We start from the raw sequence: 19,725 nt of genomic DNA on the forward strand, positions 1-19,725 counted from the left end.
CGAATGCCGGGAGAACGACGTGGCCACGACCGAACACGAACGCCTCGAGCTCTACGAGCTCGCCAAACACGAGGTCGGCGATCGCTTCGCCGAGTTGATGATGAAGTCCCTCCCGCAGGATCCCGACGAACTGGTGCGCACGGCAGGCCTCGCCGCCGTCGAACAACGCCTCGACAACAGCATCGTCGCAGTCAGGGCCGACCTCGCCACCGTCGAACAACGCCTCGACAACAGCATCGTCGCAGTCAGGGCCGACCTCGCCACCGTCGAACAACGCCTCGACGCGCGGATCTCCGTGCTCGGTTCGGATCTCCGGGTGGAGATGCGCGATCTGACGTCGGCGCAGACCCGCACCATGACGCTCGGACTCGTCGGTTCGGTGACGGCACTGGCCATCACGCAGATCGTCGCGAGCCTCATCACCCGCTGAGCGGGCGACGGCGACTCAGCTCAATCGCCGATCGACCCGTAGAGGCCGAGGGTCTCGGCCGTGTCGGTCGAGAGGTGGTAGCTCTCGGAGTCGTTCGGGAAGGCCCGGGTCCGGACGTCGGCGGCATAGGCCGACAACGCCTCGACTGATGCCGTCTTCACGTCGGCGTAGCGGCGCACGAACTTCGGGGTGATGCGGTCCTCGATGCCGAGGACGTCGTGGTAGACGAGCACCTGACCGTCGGTGCCGTTGCCGGCGCCGATGCCGATGGTGGGGACGTCCACCGACTTGGTGACCATGTTCGCGACCTTGTCGGGCACGCCCTCGAGCACGATGGCGAAGCAGCCGGCGGCGGCGAGCGCCTTGGCGTCGGCCACCAGTTCGAGCGCGGCGTCGTGCTCCTTGCCCTGGACCTTGAAACCGCCCATGGCGTGGACCGACTGCGGCGTGAGGCCGAGATGGCCCATGACCGGGATCTCGGCGTCGAGGATCGGTTCGATCATCGAGAGTCGCTTGCGTCCGCCCTCGAGCTTGACCGAATGGGCGCCGGCACGGATGAGGTCGGCAGCGTTGCGGACGGCCTCGTGCGGATCGGTGTGATACGCCATCCACGGCAGGTCGGCGACGATCATCGGCTTGGTGTTCTCGTGGTCGCTGGACTTGAGACCACGGGCGACAGCGCCGGTGTGGTGGGCGATGTCGGCCGTCGTCACCTGGAGGGTGTCGTCGTAGCCGAGCACGACCATGGCGAGGGAGTCGCCGACCAGGATCAGGTCGACGCCGGCCTCGTGGGCCATCCGGGCGCCCGGGGCGTCGTAGGCCGTCACCATCACGAGCGGGCTGGCCTTCTCCGCGTGCTTCTGAGCAGCGATGGCAGGCGCGTTCCAAGAGGTCGGGCGGGACTTGGACATGGATGTCTCCTTTGGCTCCGTCCAGCGGTGGGATACCTGCCGGCGGCACCTCCGAGCATAGGGGAATCGCGGCGCGATGCCCAGCCCTGTCGTCCGGACTACCCCCGCGCCACGCGACCCTTCAGGGCCCGGAAACACAGGGTCATGCTGATGGTGGCGACGCCGAGGACGGCGCCGACGGCCTTCAACAGCGCCTCGCCGTCCCATCCCTCGCTGAGGAGCGAGCGCAGCCCGTCGAGCAGATAGGTGACGGGGTTGTAGCCGGCCACCGTGTCGAGCCACGACGTCAACGCCTCGCGAGGCAGGAAGGCGGTAGTGAGGAAGGCGAAGGGGAAGAAGAGGATGAAGCTCGAGTTCACCGCCGCCGGGTTCCCGGTCTTGAGGGCGATGGCGTAGGGGAAGCCGGTGAAGGCCAGCCCCCACGAACCGGCGAGCAGCACGAAGACGACCATGCCGATGATCCCGGTGCCGAAGCTGACGCCGACCAGGAGCCCGAGGGCGAGCACCGGGATCGACAGGGCGCACACCAGGGTGAAGTCGGCGACCATCAGGCCGAGCAGCAGCGCCGGTCGGCTGATCGGCGTCAGCAGCAGGCGGTCGAAGTAGCCGTCCTGGATGTCGGTGACGAGTGCGGCGGCACGCGAGATGCCCGTGACGGCGAAGACGATCGCCACCGGGAGCTGGAACGCCTTGACGTCGAGACCCGGGATCGCACGCTCACCGAGCTCCTGGAGCGACCCGATGTTCACGACGAAGAAGAACAACGGGACCATGAGCGCCGGGATGATGGCCTCGGGCTCGCGGGGCAGCGCTCGGATGGCGCGGCCGGCGACACTGACGACGTCGCGGGCGAAGCCGGCTCGGCTGGCGCGGATCGTGCTCGCCGGCGCGACGGCGGCTCGAGAGGTGGCAGGAGCGGTCATGAGGCCTCCTCGGCCGGGTCGGTCGACGAGTCCTGGTCGACCTCGATGCGGTTGCCGGTCAGCTCGAGGAACACGTCGTCGAGAGTCGGCGTGCGCAGGGTGAGCTCCCGGACGTCGACCGCGCAGCCGCTGAGGGCCACGGCCACCGGGCTGATGACCGCGGCGCCGTCGTTCGCCGAGACGGTCAGTTCGTCGCCGTGCACCTCGACGCCGACCACCCCGTCGAGGTCAGCCAGGACTGTCCGGGCAGCGCTGGGGTCGCCGTCGACGCGCACGATGATCACGTCGTTGCCCACCGCCCGCTTGAGCGCGTCGGGCGCGTCCTCGGCGACGAGCTTCCCCTCGCTGATGATCCCGACGCGGTCGGCCAACTCGTCGGCCTCCTCGAGGTACTGGGTCGTGAGGAAGATGGTCATCCCCAGGTCGGTGTTGAGGCGACGGATCTCCTCCCAGACCGTTGCCCGGCTCACCGGGTCGAGGCCGGTGGTCGGCTCGTCGAGGAACAGGATGCGCGGGTTGTGGACCAACGCCGCGGCCAGGTCGAGGCGACGCTTCATGCCGCCGGAGTACTCCTTGATGCGCCGGTCGAGGGCGTCGCCGAGGTCGATGATCGAACCCAGTTCCTCGAAGCGCGTCTGGGCGTCCTTCTTGTCGAGGCCGTAGAGGCGGGCCTGGAGTCGCAACAGCTCCGAACCGGTCTGGGAGGGATCGAGCGCCGCCTCCTGGAGGGCCACGCCGATCTGGAGGCGGACCTCGCCCGGCTGGGTCGCCACGTCGTAGCCGGCCACCGTCGCCGATCCGCCCGTGGGCGCCAGCAGCGTGCACAGCACCCGGACCATGGTCGACTTGCCGGCGCCATTCGGGCCGAGGAAGCCATAGATCTCCCCGGAGGGGATGTCGAGGTCGACGCCGTCGACAGCCTTCGTGTCGCCGAAGTGACGCTCGATTCCCCTGGCGACGATCGCTGCGTCCATCGGGCCACGATACGGAACCGTCGGGGCACCGCGCCGGGAGTTCGGCGGTAGCGTCCGGCCATGGCCACGACCGGAACGTGTGAGAGCTGCGGCAGCGAGGAGGAGGTGACCACCGTCCGGCGGGTCTACGTCACCCCCGAAGCGTGGGACACCGAGGGCAAGGCCGAAGCCGAGCCCGGCACCGAGCAGTGGTGCTACGCCTGCCGCTCGCACTACCCCCACCAGGACGTCGCCAGCGCGTGACCCGTCTGGGCTAGTTGCCGCCGAGGAACTCGGTCGTCGTCGGCGCCACCGTCGTCGTCGTGTCGGGTTTGGTGGTCGACGTGGTCGAGGACGTGGACGACGTGGAGGTGGAGCCGGGAGCGCCCGTGGTCGTGGTCTCCTCCGACGCTTCGGTGGTGGTGGTCGAAGGCTTCCGACACGGTTCGGTGGTACCCGTCGACTCGGCGTCGGGATCGACGGGCTCGCACACGGGCAGCGTCGTCGTGGTCGTGGTCAGGTCGGCGTTCAGCACCGTGCCGCCGAACGGCGGCGGATCGGCGAAGCTGCCGTCGCCGTCGCTGGCCCGCTGCATGAAGAGCTTCCAGATGGTGGCGGGGAACGAACCACCGGTCACCTTGCGGCCTCGTACGTCGGTCATGAAGCGCGTGTTGCCGTCGGCGTCGAGGTCGGGATAGCCCATCCAGACCGCGGTCGTGAGGCGGGGCGAGTACCCGACGAACCAGGCGTCGCGGTAGTCGCCGCTGGTCCCGGTCTTGCCGGCCACCGGGTACCCGGGGTTGGCACCCGAACCGGTGCCGCCGAGGACGACCTGGCGCAGAATCCAGTTGAGTTGGTCGGCGTCGCCACGCCGCATGACCTGCTCGCCCTTGCCGCTGGCCTGGAAGAGCGTCTTGACCTCGCCGTCTCGGACCTGTTCGACCTTGGTGATGAAGACAGGCTCGACCGCCTCACCCCGACGGGCGAAGGTCGAGTACGCGTTGGCCATGTCGAGCACCGACACGTCGCCCGAGCCGAGCACCAGTGAGTTGACCGCCGGGAGCGGCGTCTTGACGCCGAGTCGCTCGGCCAGCGCCACCACGTTGGCCGGGCCGACCTCCAACATCAGCTGGGCGTAGACGGTGTTGGACGAGACCTTCGTGGCATCGACCAGGTCGACCAGGCTCTCGGTCCCGTCGGCGTAGTTGCCGACCTCCCAGTCCTCGCCGTTGTTGGCTCGGGGGAGGACGATGTCGTTCTCGTTGATGAACTTGGACCGGGCGGAGATGTCTTGCCCCAAGGCCTCGGCCAACACGATCGGCTTGAACGACGATCCGGGAGGACGGCCCGAACCGCCGGCGAGGGCGCCGAGTGCGAGGTTGACCTCCGAGGCGTCGAAGTCCTTGCCACCGACGAGCGCGACCACGCGCCCAACGTCGTCGACGCTGACGAGGGCGCCGGCCGGGTCGTCCTCCTGGTCGAGCACGTCGCGGTAGACCGATTCGTACGCCGCCTGCTGGAGGCCCATGTCGAGCGAGGTGTACACCCGCAGACCGCCACCGTTGACGACGTCGGCCCCGTACTCGTCGTAGAGGAGACGGCGGATGTACTCGACGTAGTACTCGCTGCCGAACTCGGAACCGACGACGTCGCCCAGCCCCTCGCGCACCGAGCGCTCGCGGACCTCGCTGCTGAGTTCCTTCGCCTTGGCGGCGTCGTATTCGTCGCGGGTGATCCAGCCCTGCTCGAGCATGCCGTCGAGCACCGAGTTGCGCCGGAAGACCGCTGTCTCGGGGTTCCGGGCCACGTCGGTCGACTCGGGCGAGCGGATGAGCGCCGCCAGGTAGGCGGCCTGCGAGAGGTCGACGTTGCGGATGGACACCCCGAAGTAGATGCGCGCCGCTGCCTCGGCCCCGTAGGCCCCGCGCCCGAAGTAGACGGTGTTCAGGTAGCGCTGGAGGATCTCGTTCTTCGAGAACTCGCGCTCCAACTTCACGGCGAGCACGGCTTCCTTCAGCTTGCGCGTGATGGTGCGCTCGGAGCTCAGGAAGGCGTTCTTGGCGTACTGCTGGGTGATGGTCGAGCCGCCCTGCTGGGCCGAGCTGCCCCGGACCTCCTGGTAGACGGCGCGAGCGATGCCGACGGGGTCGATGCCGGCGTGGGTGAAGAACTTGCGGTCCTCGGCGGCCAGGACGGCGTCGATGAAGGTCTGGGGGATCTCCTCGAGCGGGAGCGAGACCCGGTCCTCCTCGCCGGCCAGCTTGGCGATGGCGTTGTCGGGACCGCATCCCTGGGTGACGTCGTTGGCGCAGACGAAGGTCGACTGCAACAGCGGGTCCTCGTCAGGGAGTTCGACCTGGCCCAGGACGAATCCGGCCCCGGAGAGCAGTGCCACGAACACGAGCGCGACCAGGAACAGGCTGCGGCGGAAGCGCCACAGGATGCTGCGTCGTGCCTGCGGCTTCCGCCCCGCCTTCGTCGACGCCTTCTTCTTGGCCGTCGACTTCTTCGACGCCGTCTTCTTCGACGGTGCCTTCTTCTTGGGGCGGGACTTCGCTGCCGGCTTCGTGGATCGTGATGCCATGAGAGGGTGCGACCGCGGTGGTGCGGCGGCGGGGGATCCTACCGGTGACCGGAGAGGATCTCCGGGGCGGGATCCAGGAAAGCGCCACGACCACAGGGAGCGCGAAGGCGACCGCGACGGCGACACCGACGGCGTGGTCGGACAGCTCGACCCCGGACCAACCCCAGAGTGGGAGCACGCCGAAGGCCACGGCCCCACCGAGCAGGCAGCGGTGCATCACGTCGTCGGGGAGTTGCGGCATCGCCGGCGCCCGGGCCGTCCCCGCCAGCAGCAGGGCGATGATCGCTCCACCGGCGGCAGCGTGCACGGCCTCGCTGGCGGAACCGAAGACGACCAGCGCGCCCGTCAGGCCCGGGAGCGCGGCGACCAGGCCGAGCGGATGGCCGGCGGCGAGCGCCGCCACCCCGCCGGCGGCCAGGAGGAGCCCGGCCCCACGCGCATCGGGGAGGTCCTGGGCCAGGACGACCACGCCGGCACCGACGACCGCGAGCGGCAGTCGCCCCAGAACGCCGTCGACTCGCCGCACCGACGCGAGGGCGAGCGCAGCGACCACGCCGACCGCTGCGCCGGCGAGTCCGACCCGATCGGTCTCGTCGACCACGCGGGGCGCGTTGTCCACCGTCGCTCCGACGGCGAGGAGCAGGGCGGGCAGCACGACGACGGCCCCGGAGGGTCGCGGGTCGGCGCTCCACAGCGCCGCCGCCAGGGCGATTCCGACACCCGCCAACGAGACGAGCGCTGCGTTCTGGGGGTCGTCGACGACCACGCCGGCGGCAACAGCGACCGCAGCGACCGCTCCCACCGATGTCACGAGTCGCCCGTGACCGTCGCGGAGGCGCCCGACGGCGACGAGCAGCGCCAGCGCCACGATCGACCCGGCCAACCAGCGGTCGGGCAACTCGATGCCACGCATGCTGGCGGCGACACCGAAGGCGGAGAGACCGGTGATGGCGGTCGAGCGCCCGACCATGCGACGGGGCGACGACGCCACCACGAGGACGGCGACACCGACAGCGGCGACGGACACCGGTTGCGTCGCGACCAGGCGGCCCCACGTCGCCGGTTCGGATGCCGCGGCGAGCAGACCCCAGCCGACCGCGGTTGCGCCGGCCACGGTCGGGACCGACCCGGCAGCGACCCGACGCGCCAGGTCGCTCGACGCTCGAGACAGCACGACCAGGACCACCGCGCAGACCACCGGCCCGACGAGCACGACAGCGAGGAGCGCGGTCACGACGGCCACCCGGCGAGCACGACGGCCGCGATGCCCACGACGACGGCCACGATTCGCCGCACCGCGGCGAGGCGGGGTCGGTCGTCGGTGGTCAAGAGGGCGAAGGCAGCGACCGAGGCGAGTGCCGTCGCCGCGACCCGGTCGGCCAGCGCGCCACCCGGGCCCGCCCCCACGGCGATGGCCGCGGCCATCGCTCCGCCGGCCAGGGACACCACACAACGCTGGAGGTTCGAACGCTCGAGGTCGACCCGCGTCGCCACGATGACCGCCGCCGCTGCGCACCATGCCGAGGCGGCTGCCGCCGCCGGCCCGACGATGCCGGCACTGCCCAGGACGCTCTGGATGCCGGCGAGATCGTCGAAGGTCACGGTCGAGAAGCGGATGCCCACCGCAGCAGTGGCGAGCAGGAGTGTTGCGGCGCTCCACCGGCTCCGGGTCGCGATGCCGAGCAGCACGGCGGCCACCACCATCGACCCGGTCGAGGTGAGCGCGAGTCCGGCGGCACCGGCGGCTGCGCCGGTCTCGATGGCACCCGCCGACACGCCCGCCGCCCGGCTGGCAGCGGGGGCGGTCATCGGCCCCGTTGTCCTCGGACGGGGAAGGTCTGCACCATGTGGTTCCACCCACAGTCGGCGCAGACCTCGATCACGTAACAGGTGCATTCGGTGGTGGTGCGACGCACCTTGTCCATGTCTTCGCGGTCCTCGACCGCGTAGCCGGACTTCGGCAGGTGGGGGCCGAACGCATAGGTGACGAGGACCAGCAGGCAGTCCTCACAGATCGGACAGACCTCCGAGGTCTTGCGGGCGATGTGCTCGGCGGCTCGTCGGAGCTCGGGGTGGGCATCGCAGACCTCGTGCTGAGCGATGCGGCCCTTCTTGAACTCGTTGACCAAGGCCAGCCGGGCCATGCGGTAGTCGACGGCGCCCATGCTGGGGTCGGCGTCGGCACCACGGATCGAGGCGCCCGGTTCGAAGGACATCGCGCCCGAGGGTAGCGACTCCCCCGACGGGCCAGACGCGGCGTCCGTACCCCGGTGGGGAGCGGCAGGCAGACTGGGACCATGGCTTGGACCCCGTTCACCGTGGCCGCCCCGACGGGCGCCGCGCTCTCCGACGACGCCGTCACCTACGGACCCTGCATCCCCCGCGAGGACACCTTGCGGCTGTTGGGCGATGTGGCCGGCAAGCGGGTGCTCGACCTCGGTTGTGGCGCCGGCACCAATGCGGTCGCGCTCGCTCGGGCCGGGGCGAGGACCATCGCCGTCGACGAGTCGGCTGAACAGATCGGACACGCCCGAGCCGCGGTCGACGCCGCCGATCTGCGCGTCGAACTCCACCATGCATCGCTCGCCGAGCTCGCCTTCCTCCGTGCCGACACCATCGACGCCGCGATCAGCGTCGGCTCACTGGCCCACGTGGCCGACATGGGTCGGGTCTTTCGCCAGATCCACCGGGTGCTGCGGACCGAGCACACGTTCGTGCTCGCCCTCCCCCATCCGGCGTTCACCCAGCTCGATCCCGGCCAGGACGAGGGCCTCGCGGTCCGTCACTCGGCCTTCGACCTGCAGCCGTTCCCCGAGGACGACCCCCGGGCGGGCACCTTCAACCGCTCGACCAGCACGATCTTCGTCGAGCTCGGCCGGGCCGGGTTCCGCGTCGACACGCTGCTCGAGCCGGCCCCGACCGATCAGGGTGGGCCCCACTGGTCACCGGCCATGGCCAAGGTGCCGGCGACCCTCATCCTCCGAGCCCGCAAAGAGGGCATCTGAACCCGAACTCGACGCTCTGAGCGTCGGCCCCCGACGCTGACGACGTCGAGTTCGTGGGGTTCGTGGGGTCAGGCGTTGCGTTCGGCCCACCAGGCGAGGAGCCGGCGTTCGGCCTCCTCCGTGCCGAGGGGGCCCTCCTCCATCCGGGCCTCGAGCAGGAAGTTCATCGCCTCACCGACCGTGCGTGACGGCTCGATGCCCAACAGCTCCATGACCCGGGCACCGTCGACGTCGGGGCGGATCGAGTCCAGCTCCTCCTGCTCGCGGAGCCGTTCGATCCGCTCCTCGAGCCGGTCCATGCGGCGCGACAACATGTCGGCCTTGCGCTTGTTGCGGGTGGTGCAGTCGCAGCGCGTCAGCTCGTTGAGTCGGGGCAGCAGATCGCCGGCGTCGCGGACGTAGCGCCGGACGGCGGCGTCGCTCCAGGCGTCCTCGCCGTAGCCGTGGAAGCGGAGGTGGAGGAACACCAGCTTCGACACGTCGTCGATCATCTCGTTGGAGAACTTCAGCGCCTTCATGCGCTTGCGGGTCATGCGGGCGCCGACCACCTCGTGGTGGTGGAAGCTCACACCGTTGTCGCCGAACGCCCGCGTGGCCGGCTTGCCGACATCGTGGAAGAGCGCCGAGAGCCGCAGCACCAGTTCGGGCGAGGTGTTGTTGACGACGGCGATCGTGTGGGCGAGCACGTCCTTGTGGCGATGGATCGGATCCTGCTCGACCCGCATCTCGGGCAACTCGGGGAAGAACTGCTGCGCCAGACCGGTGTCGCACAGGAACCACAGCCCGGCCGAGCAGTCGGGGAGGACGATCAGGCGGCACAGCTCGTCGCGAATCCGCTCGGCCGACACGATCGACAGCCGCTCGGCCATCTGCTCGACCGCGGTCAACAGCTCGGGCTCCGGGGTCAGCTCGTAGCGGTTGAGGAAGCGAGCGGCGCGCAACATCCGCAACGGGTCGTCGCCGAAGGACTCCTCGGGCGACAACGGCGTCCGCAGCACCTTGTGGACGAGCAGGTCGGTCATGCCGTCGAAGGGGTCGACGAGCGTGGCGTCGGGGAGCGACAGCGCCATGGCGTTGACGGTGAAGTCCCGGCGCGAGAGGTCGGCGTCGATCTCGGTCGCGAACACGACCTCGGGCTTGCGCGAGTCGGGCGAGTAGGCCTCGGCCCGGTGGGTCGTGATCTCGTGGTCGACCCCGTCGATCCGGCAGCCGATGGTCCCGAACCGCTTCCCCTGGGTCCAGACCGCCTCGACACCGTCGAGCTTCTTGATGAGCGCCTCGATGGCGTCGGGCTCGGCGTCGGTGGTGAAGTCGAGATCGGTGGGGGTGATGGCTTCGCCCGACGGACCGGTGAGGAACAGGTCGCGGACGACACCGCCGACCAGGTAGAGCCGGTGGCCGGCGTCGGCGAAGGCTTCGGCGAGCGGGCGGATTCCGTCGAGGACGGGTTCGAACCGGTCGGGGATCACCGCAGCGACGCTACGGGGCTAGGACCCGCTGGACGAACCCGAGAAGTGCGCTGCGACCTCGACGTGGAAGCGGTCGAGTGTCTCGCGCCGCTGCTCGCCGGTCCCCAGCGTGAAGTCGGGAATGATGAGTTCGTCGACGCCGGCGTCGCGGTAGGCCGCCACGATCTCGACCAACTGCTCGGGGTTCCCGACCATCGTCCGCATGCCGATGTCGCGGCTGCGCATCTTGGCGATGAACGCCTCGTCGTCGGACAGGAACAGCAGCGCCTGCGTGGAGCGTCGGATCGTCGCGGGGTCGCGGTCGACCTCGGCACAGCGTTCGTCGAGCACGCCCGACTTCTGCGCGAAGAGCTCGGGATCGGACCAGACGTTCCACTCGTCGGCGTGGCGAGCCGCGATGCGCAACGTCCGCTGCTCACCTCCGCCCCCGATGAGGAGCGGGAGCGACCCGATCGGCTTGGGTTCCATCGGTGCGCCGGCCAGTTGGTAGTACTCACCGGCGAAGTCGAACCGCTGCTCGTCGCGGAGGCCGCGCACGACGGCGCACGCCTCCTCGAAGCGATCCATCCGGGCCTTGAGCGACCCCATGTCGATGCCGTATCGCTGGTGTTCGTTGACCTGCCAGCCCGCACCGAGCCCGAGGATCACGCGGCCGCCGCTGATCACGTCGGCGGTGGCGGCCTGGTTGGCCAACACGGCGGGGTGGCGATAGGTGTTGCCACACACCAGCGTGCCGATGCCGATGCGCGGGACCGCTGCGGCGAGCGCGGCGACGACGCTCCAGCACTCCAGCATCGGGCCATCGACGACGGCGTCGTCGTCGGGGTCGCCGTTGGGCATGAAGTGGTCGGCCACGTACACCCGATCCCAGCCCGAGAGCTCCGCGTGACGCGCCACCTCCACGATGCCGTCCCAGGCTTGGTTGGTACCGGGCCACACCGCGAATTCCATGGGTGTGATGCTAATGACGGGAACGCCCGTCCGGACCTCGCTACCGGAGGAGGTCGATGCGGAGCTCTTCCGGCTCCTCGGCGGCGGCGAGGGCGACGTCGTTGTCGATCACACCCGACCGCACCAGCCGCGACAGCGCCTGGTCCATCGTCTGCATGCCGTGATAGTCGCCGTCGGCGAGCAGCGCCCGCAGTTCGGCGTCGGCGCCGTCGGCGATGCAGTGCTCGATCTTGGCCGTGTGGACCATCGACTCGACGACTGCGACCTGTTCCCCGTCGACCGTCGGCAGCAGCCGCTGGGCCAGGGCGCCGGCGAGCGAACGTGCAAGCGCGGCCCGCATGATCGGGCGCTCGTCGACGGTGAAGAGTTCGAGGAAGGTGTTGACCGCGCTCTGGATCGATCGGCCGCCGATGGCCGCGAAGACCACTCGGCCGCGGGCGACGGCATCGATCACGGCCAGCGCGGTGTCGCGGTCGACGATGTCCGAGACGGCGACGACGTCGGCGTCCAACTTCGACGCCGTACGGACGCCGTCGGCGATCGAACGCACGTCGGCGCCGACCTCGAGTTGGCTCACGAGCCCGACCCCGTCGCGGTGGAGGACCTCGATCGGGTCCTCGACGGTGACGAGGTGACTCGCTCGGGTCTGGTTGGCATGGTCGACCAGGGCGGTGAGGGTGGTCGTCGCACCGTTGCCCACCGGACTCGCGACCAGCACCAGACCGCGTTCGGCACCGGCGAGCGACACGGCGGCATCAGGCAAGCCGAGGTCCTCGATGGTGCGGATCTCGTCCGGGACGGCGTGGAGGACCAAGGCCACCGAACCCCGCTGACGGAATGCGGCGAAGCGGAACCGACCGACACCGGCTTCGGAGTGCGCGCCCACGACCGACCCCAGGCGGATCAGTTCGTCCTGCTGGTTCGAGTCGAGCATCGCCTGGGCGAACATGGCGACGTCCTCCGTGGTGAGGGCCTCGTCGCCGTGGCGTTCGAGTTTCCCGCCGACGCGCAACACCGGGGTGCTCCCGGGCTTGCAGTGCAGGTCGGAGGCGCCGGCACCGACCATGGCGCGAAGGAGTTCCAGATGGTCCACGGACTCGTGATCGGCCGATTCGGGTGAATTCTTGAGGCCGGCCTGCCGGTGGTCAGAGGTGGTGGATCTGGCGGACCCGGTCGATGACCGAGGCGCCCGGGCCGGCGCTGGTCACGCCCTCGGGTCGGATCGTGACGCCCGACAGCGCTCCCAGGGTGGCGGCCGTCGACGACGTCACGGCGTCGAGGTCGTAGCCACCCTCGAGGAAGACGATGGAGCGCGAGGCGGGCACGAGCGTCAGCAGCCGAGCCGTGAGGTCGTGGTAGTCGCCCGACGTCAGGCCGAGGCCGGTCAACGGGTCGTTGCGGTGGGCGTCGAAGCCGGTCGAGACGAGCAGCCAGGTGGGGGCGTGGCGCTCGGCGATGGGCACCACGATCTGGTCGATGGCCCGGCGATAGGTGTCGCCCGCCGCTCCCTCGGGGACGGGGATGTTCACGGTCGTTCCCGGGGCGTCGGGCCCGCCGGTGTCGCCCGCCGGGCCGGTGCCGGGATACATGGGGTACTCGTGGATCGACACGTAGGTGACCCGCGGGTCGTTCCAGAACGCGTCCTGGGTGCCGTTGCCGTGGTGCGCGTCGATGTCGACGATGAGGACCCGCTCCCCTGCCTCGGCCAGGGCCGCCGCGGTCACCGCCACGTTGTTGACCAGACAGAACCCCATGGCGCGGGTGGGGGTGGCGTGGTGCCCGGGAGGGCGCACGGCCAGGAATGCCCCGTCGGCTTCGCCCGACCGCAGTCGGTCGACCGCATCGAGTCCGGCGCCTGCGGCCAGGCAGGCGACGTCCCACGACTTGCGGCTGGCGACGGTGTCCGGGTCGAGGCGTCCGCCGCCGGCGACGCAGAACTGCCGGAGCGCCTCGAGGAAGTCGCGGTCGTGGACCCTGGCCAGTTCGTCGACGGTGGCGGCTCGGGGCTCGACGATCACCAGGTCCTCGGCGACGGTCGAGGCGGTGACGCCGCGGTCCACTGCTCCCATGCGCTCGGGGCGCTCGGGATGCCCGGCCGACGTGTCGTGGTCGACGAACCGGTGGTCGGTGTACAGCAGCGTGGCCATCACACCCCAGTGTGCCGCCCAGAAACCGGACACGTAACGTTGGCCGTGCATGGCCGTCCCCACTCCCGCTCGCGCAGCGTGACCGCGACCGACGCCGTCTCTGCCAACGGCGTGCGCATCCGGGTCCGGGCCTGGCGCGGTCGCGACGACGTCGCCGAATGTCTGGCCGCACCGATCGGGGCGATCGTCCCTCCGGATCTCGTCCGCGACGCCGTGGAACGGGCGACCGAGTCCGGCTACACACGCGCCGTGACCCCGGCCCTCCCGCCGTACGAGTGGCGGCCGTACCTGGACGCCGGCTTCGACATCCGTGAGCGCCTCCACCTCCTGGGCCACCTCATGCTCGACCTGCCGGAGCGGCCCGACATCCGACTGCGCCGGGTCGGACGACGGGACATGGACCAGGTCCTGGCCATCGACCACGCGTCGTTCGAGCCGTTCTGGCGTCTCGATCCCGCCGGACTCGACGAGGCCGCCCACGCCACCCCCTCGTCGCGTTTCCGGTTGGTCCGCGACGGATCGGGCTATGCGCTCTTCGGGCGGGCCGGCATCCGGGGCTACGTGCAACGTCTGGCCGTGTCTCCGGACGCGCAGGGACAGGGCCGGGGCGCAGCACTGGTGATCGACGGGCTGCACTGGCTTCGCCGGTGGCGTACCACCGAAGCCCTGGTGAACACCCAGGTGACCAACGAACGAGCCGTCGAGCTCTACGAACGACTCGGCTTCCGGAAACGGCCCGGCGGACTGGCCGTGCTCGAGATCGACCTCACCGGCCCATGACTCCCCGGCTCATGACACGACACACGGCACGCATCCTCCTGGTCGTCGGCATCGTGGCGTCGCTCGCCGCGCCTGCCGGCGCTCGCCAGGTCGACGACGAGCCGGTGGCCGGCATCGAACTGACGGCGCGCACACCCTGGGTCAGCGAGACAGAACCGCTCGCGCTCGAGATCGCGACCACCGGCGACACCGCAGGCACGACGATGCGCATCCGCATCCACCCGCCGTTGGCCGACACCGCCGAGCTCGAACAGTCGCTGTCCGGCGACGTCGGCGGCATCACCCGCAGCGTCGACCTCGGACCCACCGACGAGATCACCGTGTCCGGCGACGGGACCCGGACGGTAACCCTCACGACCGAGGAGATCCGTGCACCCGGCGTGCACCCGGTCGTCGTCGAGTTGCGCTCCCCCGAGGGTGGCGTGATCGACCTGATCCGCACGCCGGTCATCCGTCTCGGCACCGAGGACGAGCCCCTCGTCGCTCCTCGGCTCTCCGTCGTCGTCGATGCTCTGCTGGAGCCGACCATCGACCCCGACGGTCGCCGTGCCGTCTCGGCGACCGAGCTCGACCGACTGGGCCGCCTCACCGCCTTCCTCGACGAGGTCGCGACGCTCGACCCCGCCCCCGCAGTCCGCTTGCTCGTCCTCCCCGACACGCTCGACGCGCTGGCGTTGACCACCGATCCCCGGGCACCGGAGCTGGTCGACCGCCTGCTCGCCGCGGCCACCGAGGACCCCGGGGTCATGCCGTACGTCGCGGTGTCGGCCGCAGCCCTCGAGACCGCGGGGCTCGGCGACGTGCTCGAGACCGTGATCGCCGCCGGGAGCTTCGCCCTCACCGATCGGGTCGGCGACGACGCCGACCCGACCCTGTGGGCCGACGACGAAGTCACGCCCGAAGCGGCGCGACGACTCGCGGACCTCGGCGTCGAGACGGTGCTGACATCGGCGGCCGCGGTCGGCGAACACGACGCCGGCTCGGAGGACGACCGACTGGTGGTCCCCGCCGGGCCTCGCCCTGTGCCGGCCCTGACCGACTCGGGTCTCACCGCCGTCGTGGCCGACGGGGCGACCGCCGCGCTCCTCGTGGGACCGGCGCTCGACCGGGTCGACGCCGGTCCGATCGCCGTCGCCGACCTGCTGCTCCGCGACGCCGGCCGCGGCTCGGACGTCGTCGTCCACCTCGACGACATCCCCGAGGCATCGACGCTGCAGACCCTGATGCCGCTGTTGGCCGACGACGCCTCGCCCGTGCCGATCGTGGCGGTGCCGGTCGGTGAGCCGACAACGGTCGGCGACGGCGCGGAACCGGAGGCGGTGACCCTGCCCGAGGCATCCGACGACCTCCGACCGATCGCCGACCGCTATCGCGCCGTCGACCGCGAGGTGGCCACCTTCGACGGGTTCGTCGACATCGCTGCGTCGCTCACGGCCGACCTCGGCCTCCAACAACTCACGAGCGTCGCTCGCGGGCTCGACGACGACGAACGTCTGGCGCTGCTCGCCGCCGCCGAGGCTGTCGTGGCCCAGGGCTTCGACGGGGTCACGCTCACCGGACAGACCGACCTGAACCTGACCTCTCGGAGAGGCACCCTCCCCGTCGCCATCGCGAACACGAACGACTACCCCGTCCGGTTGATGGTGCGGATCCGCAGCGACCGCCTCCGCTTCCCCGACGGCGAGGAGTTCGAGATCGTCGCCGAGCCCGACGTGACCCGCATCGACGTCCCGGTCGAGGCCCTCGCCACCGGGTCGGTCCCCACCTTCGTCGAGGTCCGCACGCCCGACGGCACGCTCCTCCTCGACGACCGCCAACTCAACGTGCGGTCGACGGCGGTGTCCGGCGTGGGGCTCGCACTCTCGCTCGGCGCCCTCGCCGTGCTGGCCGTCTGGTGGGTGCGAACCTGGCGCAAGAGCCGCGTTTCGGACGAGGACCCCCAAACCGCCTGAGACTGGCGTCATCAATGGGCCGTGTGTCCCTTGTAGCCCCTCCAGGGGTTCCGTACGCTGGGAAGATGGCGTGGAAGGGGAGAAACCGGAGGGATCGCCGCGACCGTGGCGTCGCTCTGGTCGAGTACGCCTTGGTTCTTGCGATCCTCGTGGTTGGCTCACTCGGCGCAATCCAGACGCTCGAAGGCAACGCTGCTGCAGAGGTGGACAACCAAGCCAACTGCCTGTCGACCCGTCCGCCGCCGAGTTCGTGTGCGCGAGCGCCGCTGCAGCCGACGACGACGACGATGGTCGGCCAGCCGACGACCACGACGCCACCAGCACCAACCGCCGACGTCACCGCGTTCTCGGCCGAGACCTACACGCCAGATGGCGATGCGTATTCGATCCATCTCGAGCTCGTCGTCCGCGACGACATGGACGTTGCGCTCACCGGCGAGACGGTCACCATCCAGTGGACGATCACCGCCGCATCACCCTCGAATCGTGTCGGCCAGTTCTTCTACGCCTCCTGCACGGTCGACGGCAGCGGACTGTGCGTCATTGACTTCAGCACCGTGTACCCAGAGATCACCGAGATCTCCGCCCAGGTGGTCTCGGTAGGGTCGCAGACCAGCTACATCCCGGATCCGTGCGGGGCATGCGCCGCAGAGATGTACACGCTTCCGTGACTTCGTCGGCGAGGCACCGGAGCGAGGCCGGCGCAACGCTGGTCGAGATGGCCATCGTCGCGATCCTGTTCTTCGTGGTGGTCTTCGCCATGACCGAGTACGGGCTCCTCTTCCGAGACAACCTCACGGCGACCGATGCAGTGGCCGATGCCGCTCGCATCGGCGGCGTGGTGGGCCCCGCTGTCTCCGAGCTCGGCGGGAACGCCGACTTCGAGATCGTCAAGGCCGTCCGAGACGGCCTGGCGTCGATGAACGACGAGGACATCGACTACGTGGTCGTGTTCCGCGCGAACGGAAGTAGCAATCCGGCCGAAGACCAGCTCCCCCTGTCGTGCAAGAACGGGAACCCCGTCAACGGCATCTGCAACGTCTACCCGACCGCATCGGCGTTCCGCGCGGCACAACAGGGCACGGCAAGCTACTTCGACTGTCCTCCCAGCAACGTCGGACCGTCGTGTGCATGGGACCCGGCGACCCGCAGCGACGGGTCGGACGGACGCCCCATCGACAACCTCGGTGTCTACGTGCGCATCGATCGAGACGGCTACACGGGCCTTTTCGGCAACGACTGGACGATCACACGAGCACAGACGACCCGTCTCGAACCAGGGACCCGCGGATGAGGCCCCACCGACGAGCCCGAGACAGCCGTGGTGTCGCGCTCCTTGAGGCTGCCCTGGTCCTGCCATTGCTCTTGTTCCTCGCGATCGGGATGATCGAGTCCGGCTTCGCGTGGCGCGACGCCAACGGCCTCGCACGGGCGACACAGTCCGCTGCTCGGATCGACGCCCGTGTCGCGGATGCGCGCAGCGCGGACTACGACGCCCTCCGCTCGCTCCAGTCCGGATTGTCCTCGATCTCGGCGTCCTCGATCGTCAAGGTGATCATCTACGACGCTTCGACGACGGCAAACCGGCCGCCGCAGGATTGTCTCGACCAGAACCGTCCCGACGACACCACGGTTCGTGGAGTCATGGGCCTGTGCAACGTGTACTCGGCCACGCAGGTGTCCACGGACGATCCCACGAAGTTCGCGACCATCAACTGTGCCGGCCAGTCGTGGGATCGGAACTGGTGCCCGTCGGATCGTGACCGGGACGGCGACGACGCTGATCGCGTCGGTGTCTGGGTCGAACTCCGCTACGACAAGGTGACGAAGGTGCTCCCCGTCGACCTCGCACTGACCCATGGAGCCGTGTTCCAACTCGAACCGTGCATCGCGGGAGATCCCTCATGCTGACGACCCGCTACCGACTCGCCGAGACGTCCCCCGAGCACGATGATCGCGGCCTCGCGCTCGTCTTCATGGCCCTGCTCCTCACCGCGCTGCTGGCAATCGCCGCTCTGGTCGTCGACCTCGGGTCGTGGCAGGTCGAAGCCAGCCAGATTCAACAGGCCGCCGATGCCGCTGCACTCGCCGGAGTCGTTCGACTGCCCGACGGAGACTCGGCCGCGATCAGTCGGGCTCGCGACATCGCTGCCGACAACGGCTTCGCCCACGACCCGGGTGGCACCGGTGTCACGGTCGAGGTCGAGGCGCTCGCCAACGAATCCCTGCGGGTGACCATCACCGACCCACGGGTACAACAGTTCTTCTCACAGGTCGTGCGCGGCCCCACGACGATCTCACGCACGAGCACATCGCAATATGTGCAGCCGGTGCCCCTCGGCAGTCCCCGCAACTACCTGGGGACGGGCACCCTCCTCGGTCTTCCGTGGACCGAGAACTTCGTGCTCGCCGTCTCCAACGACTGCACCCGGCGGGAGTTCGGCGACCGGATCGCAGCGCGCTACATGGCCTGGACGACGCAGACGACCTGCGCCGCCACCGACCGATTGACGAATCCGGAGTTCGTCCCCGACGGCTATCTGTTCGGCGTGACCGTCCCCGAGGAGATGGACGGCACCAGCGTTCACATCGAGATGTTCGACGCCCCTACCTGCATCGGCGGCCTTCTCGGCGAAGAGAACTTCGCGCCGTTCGACACCAACATCACGGTCCGTCGGGCCGATGACCTCGACCCATACCTCGGCACTCCGGTGGCGAGCCACACTGTCGAGGGCGGCGTAGGAACCGACGGCAACTGCGGAAGCGATCTCAGCCTCGACTGCCTCGACACTGCGCTGACCGACGGCGACGACCTCCGCGACTGCTGGGCCATCCTGGCCACCGTCACCGAGGCTGGCACGTACTACGTCCAGATCGATCCGGTCGCCCTCGCCGACGCCGACACCCGACACAACCACTTCGCACTGCGCGCTCGCTCCGGCGCCGTGTTCACGCCGTGCAATGGCGACCCCACCAATGTCAACTATGTGGTCGGCGTTCCCTGTCCCAACGTCTTCGGGTACGACCACCTGCCGGTCATCGCCCGGCTAGGTGGCGCTCAGTCCACGTTCTACCTCGCTGACATCGACGCCAAGCACAACAACAAGGTCATGCAGGTCTCGCTGTACGACGCCGCCGAGGGTGCGGAGAAAGTCGAGATCCTCGATCCGAACGGGGACCCGGCGTCGTTCTCCTGGGAGGTGTTGTGTGCGGACGGCACCGAGAACATCGGAGGCACGTGCCCGCAGGGCGACAACCCGCCCACCGGCGGGTGGGCGAGCGTCGCCAATACCACCGAACTCAACGTGAGCGGAGCGGGCACCCTGACGTTTCCGGGGAATACACAGGACGGGAAGTACTCCGACCGCATCATCCGGCTGTCGATCCAGTTGCCCGAGTCCATCCCCGCCGCCTACCCCGACGGCGCCAACTACCGCACATGGTGGAGCATCCGGTACACAAGGGGTGGCACCACCGGTACCGACCGGTCGACGTGGAGCGTCAAGCTCATCGGCAACCCGGTGCGGCTTTTGCCGAACGCCCCCACCACGACCGTCGCCGGCCCCTGAGACGTAACCCGACCCCGCCTCGGCAGGTCGGCTAGACACAGCGTGTCCAGA

At 69.7% G+C, this 19,725-nt stretch carries 20 protein-coding genes; 9 read left to right on the forward strand and 11 right to left on the reverse strand.

Going from position 1 to position 19,725, the window contains the following annotated elements; genetic code table 11:
• Positions 1–19 precede the first annotated feature (19 nt).
• On the forward strand, positions 20–430 hold the full coding sequence (locus AB8619_RS18115) for a hypothetical protein (protein WP_436794025.1): 411 nt from the start codon (positions 20–22) through the stop codon (positions 428–430).
• Positions 431–450: 20 nt separating this feature from the next.
• Here AB8619_RS18115 and panB read toward each other — a convergent pair whose 3' ends face one another.
• The 3 genes from panB to AB8619_RS18130 form a co-directional block, all read right to left on the reverse strand.
• Positions 451–1,341 carry a 3-methyl-2-oxobutanoate hydroxymethyltransferase gene (gene panB, locus AB8619_RS18120; RefSeq protein ID WP_436794026.1) on the reverse strand — a complete coding sequence of 297 codons (891 nt, stop codon included), beginning with the start codon at positions 1,339–1,341 and terminating at the stop codon, positions 451–453.
• Positions 1,342–1,439: 98 nt separating this feature from the next.
• On the reverse strand, positions 1,440–2,264 hold the full coding sequence (locus AB8619_RS18125) for an ABC transporter permease (RefSeq protein WP_436794027.1): 825 nt from the start codon (positions 2,262–2,264) through the stop codon (positions 1,440–1,442).
• Positions 2,261–3,238: an ATP-binding cassette domain-containing protein gene (locus AB8619_RS18130; protein WP_436794028.1), complete on the reverse strand. Its 978-nt coding sequence runs from the start codon at positions 3,236–3,238 to the stop codon at positions 2,261–2,263. The genes AB8619_RS18125 and AB8619_RS18130 overlap by 4 nt, the downstream gene beginning before the upstream one ends.
• A 60-nt stretch (positions 3,239–3,298) precedes the next feature.
• On the opposite strand from AB8619_RS18130, the gene AB8619_RS18135 reads away from it, so the two are divergent.
• Positions 3,299–3,481 (forward strand): hypothetical protein, encoded by a 183-nt coding sequence (locus AB8619_RS18135; protein ID WP_436794029.1) that lies wholly within the window; start codon positions 3,299–3,301, stop codon positions 3,479–3,481.
• A 10-nt stretch (positions 3,482–3,491) separates the two neighbouring features.
• Here the strand turns inward: AB8619_RS18135 and AB8619_RS18140 are convergent, their stop codons facing one another.
• The 4 genes from AB8619_RS18140 to AB8619_RS18155 are packed head-to-tail and all read right to left on the reverse strand — an operon-like array spanning position 3,492 to position 8,017.
• On the reverse strand, positions 3,492–5,618 hold the full coding sequence (locus tag AB8619_RS18140) for a transglycosylase domain-containing protein (protein ID WP_436796411.1): 2,127 nt from the start codon (positions 5,616–5,618) through the stop codon (positions 3,492–3,494).
• Positions 5,560–7,035 (reverse strand): hypothetical protein, encoded by a 1,476-nt coding sequence (locus AB8619_RS18145; RefSeq protein WP_436794030.1) that lies wholly within the window; start codon positions 7,033–7,035, stop codon positions 5,560–5,562. Before AB8619_RS18145 ends, AB8619_RS18140 begins: the two co-directional genes overlap by 59 nt.
• On the reverse strand, positions 7,032–7,610 hold the full coding sequence (locus AB8619_RS18150) for a hypothetical protein (RefSeq protein WP_436794031.1): 579 nt from the start codon (positions 7,608–7,610) through the stop codon (positions 7,032–7,034). The genes AB8619_RS18145 and AB8619_RS18150 overlap by 4 nt, the downstream gene beginning before the upstream one ends.
• Positions 7,607–8,017, reverse strand: coding sequence for a DUF5318 family protein (locus AB8619_RS18155; RefSeq protein WP_436794032.1), 411 nt, complete (start codon positions 8,015–8,017; stop codon positions 7,607–7,609). The genes AB8619_RS18150 and AB8619_RS18155 overlap by 4 nt, the downstream gene beginning before the upstream one ends.
• 81 nt (positions 8,018–8,098) lie before the next feature.
• On the opposite strand from AB8619_RS18155, the gene AB8619_RS18160 reads away from it, so the two are divergent.
• The gene (locus tag AB8619_RS18160; protein WP_436794033.1) at positions 8,099–8,806 is read left to right on the forward strand and encodes a class I SAM-dependent methyltransferase; all 708 of its coding nucleotides are present in this window, start codon (positions 8,099–8,101) and stop codon (positions 8,804–8,806) included.
• Positions 8,807–8,874: 68 nt separating this feature from the next.
• Here AB8619_RS18160 and AB8619_RS18165 read toward each other — a convergent pair whose 3' ends face one another.
• The 4 genes from AB8619_RS18165 to AB8619_RS18180 are packed head-to-tail and all read right to left on the reverse strand — an operon-like array spanning position 8,875 to position 13,373.
• A complete protein-coding gene (locus AB8619_RS18165) occupies positions 8,875–10,275 on the reverse strand; it encodes a CCA tRNA nucleotidyltransferase (protein ID WP_436794034.1) in 1,401 nt (466 codons plus the stop codon).
• 18 nt (positions 10,276–10,293) lie between these two features.
• Positions 10,294–11,241: a TIGR03560 family F420-dependent LLM class oxidoreductase gene (locus AB8619_RS18170; protein WP_436796412.1), complete on the reverse strand. Its 948-nt coding sequence runs from the start codon at positions 11,239–11,241 to the stop codon at positions 10,294–10,296.
• A 25-nt stretch (positions 11,242–11,266) separates the two neighbouring features.
• Positions 11,267–12,319, reverse strand: coding sequence for a type IV pilus twitching motility protein PilT (locus AB8619_RS18175; protein WP_436794035.1), 1,053 nt, complete (start codon positions 12,317–12,319; stop codon positions 11,267–11,269).
• A 52-nt stretch (positions 12,320–12,371) separates the two neighbouring features.
• On the reverse strand, positions 12,372–13,373 hold the full coding sequence (locus AB8619_RS18180) for a histone deacetylase family protein (RefSeq protein WP_436794036.1): 1,002 nt from the start codon (positions 13,371–13,373) through the stop codon (positions 12,372–12,374).
• Between the two features lie 78 nt (positions 13,374–13,451).
• Here AB8619_RS18180 and AB8619_RS18185 point away from each other — a divergent pair, with 78 nt between their 5' ends.
• From AB8619_RS18185 to AB8619_RS18210, 6 genes are all read left to right on the forward strand, one after another.
• Positions 13,452–14,153: a GNAT family N-acetyltransferase gene (locus AB8619_RS18185; RefSeq protein ID WP_436794037.1), complete on the forward strand. Its 702-nt coding sequence runs from the start codon at positions 13,452–13,454 to the stop codon at positions 14,151–14,153.
• 11 nt (positions 14,154–14,164) lie between these two features.
• The gene (locus AB8619_RS18190; RefSeq protein ID WP_436794038.1) at positions 14,165–16,105 is read left to right on the forward strand and encodes a DUF6049 family protein; all 1,941 of its coding nucleotides are present in this window, start codon (positions 14,165–14,167) and stop codon (positions 16,103–16,105) included.
• Between the two features lie 65 nt (positions 16,106–16,170).
• Positions 16,171–16,776 (forward strand): hypothetical protein, encoded by a 606-nt coding sequence (locus tag AB8619_RS18195; RefSeq protein ID WP_436794039.1) that lies wholly within the window; start codon positions 16,171–16,173, stop codon positions 16,774–16,776.
• The gene (locus AB8619_RS18200) at positions 16,746–17,399 is read left to right on the forward strand and encodes a TadE/TadG family type IV pilus assembly protein (protein ID WP_436794040.1); all 654 of its coding nucleotides are present in this window, start codon (positions 16,746–16,748) and stop codon (positions 17,397–17,399) included. The genes AB8619_RS18195 and AB8619_RS18200 overlap by 31 nt, the downstream gene beginning before the upstream one ends.
• On the forward strand, positions 17,396–18,016 hold the full coding sequence (locus AB8619_RS18205; protein ID WP_436794041.1) for a TadE/TadG family type IV pilus assembly protein: 621 nt from the start codon (positions 17,396–17,398) through the stop codon (positions 18,014–18,016). Before AB8619_RS18200 ends, AB8619_RS18205 begins: the two co-directional genes overlap by 4 nt.
• Positions 18,010–19,674, forward strand: coding sequence for a pilus assembly protein TadG-related protein (locus tag AB8619_RS18210; protein ID WP_436794042.1), 1,665 nt, complete (start codon positions 18,010–18,012; stop codon positions 19,672–19,674). Before AB8619_RS18205 ends, AB8619_RS18210 begins: the two co-directional genes overlap by 7 nt.
• The last annotated feature ends 51 nt before the right edge of the window (positions 19,675–19,725 follow it).

The organism is Actinospongiicola halichondriae (assembly GCF_049103745.1).
GTDB classification, from domain to species: domain Bacteria; phylum Actinomycetota; class Acidimicrobiia; order Acidimicrobiales; family Salinilacustritrichaceae; genus Salinilacustrithrix; species Salinilacustrithrix halichondriae.

Excerpts from the sequence above, each read along its gene's own strand:
- AB8619_RS18150 (WP_436794031.1), bottom strand. The coding sequence starts at position 7,610 with ATGACCGCCCCCGCTGCCAGCCGGGCGGCGGGCGTGTCGGCGGGTGCC.
- AB8619_RS18210 (WP_436794042.1), top strand. The coding sequence starts at position 18,010 with ATGCTGACGACCCGCTACCGACTCGCCGAGACGTCCCCCGAGCACGAT.
- panB (WP_436794026.1), bottom strand. The coding sequence starts at position 1,341 with ATGTCCAAGTCCCGCCCGACCTCTTGGAACGCGCCTGCCATCGCTGCT.
- AB8619_RS18155 (WP_436794032.1), bottom strand. The coding sequence starts at position 8,017 with ATGTCCTTCGAACCGGGCGCCTCGATCCGTGGTGCCGACGCCGACCCC.
- AB8619_RS18205 (WP_436794041.1), top strand. The coding sequence starts at position 17,396 with ATGAGGCCCCACCGACGAGCCCGAGACAGCCGTGGTGTCGCGCTCCTT.
- AB8619_RS18195 (WP_436794039.1), top strand. The coding sequence starts at position 16,171 with ATGGCGTGGAAGGGGAGAAACCGGAGGGATCGCCGCGACCGTGGCGTC.
- AB8619_RS18160 (WP_436794033.1), top strand. The coding sequence starts at position 8,099 with ATGGCTTGGACCCCGTTCACCGTGGCCGCCCCGACGGGCGCCGCGCTC.
- AB8619_RS18125 (WP_436794027.1), bottom strand. The coding sequence starts at position 2,264 with ATGACCGCTCCTGCCACCTCTCGAGCCGCCGTCGCGCCGGCGAGCACG.
- AB8619_RS18190 (WP_436794038.1), top strand. The coding sequence starts at position 14,165 with ATGACACGACACACGGCACGCATCCTCCTGGTCGTCGGCATCGTGGCG.
- AB8619_RS18135 (WP_436794029.1), top strand. The coding sequence starts at position 3,299 with ATGGCCACGACCGGAACGTGTGAGAGCTGCGGCAGCGAGGAGGAGGTG.
- AB8619_RS18180 (WP_436794036.1), bottom strand. The coding sequence starts at position 13,373 with ATGGCCACGCTGCTGTACACCGACCACCGGTTCGTCGACCACGACACG.
- AB8619_RS18130 (WP_436794028.1), bottom strand. The coding sequence starts at position 3,238 with ATGGACGCAGCGATCGTCGCCAGGGGAATCGAGCGTCACTTCGGCGAC.
- AB8619_RS18200 (WP_436794040.1), top strand. The coding sequence starts at position 16,746 with ATGCGCCGCAGAGATGTACACGCTTCCGTGACTTCGTCGGCGAGGCAC.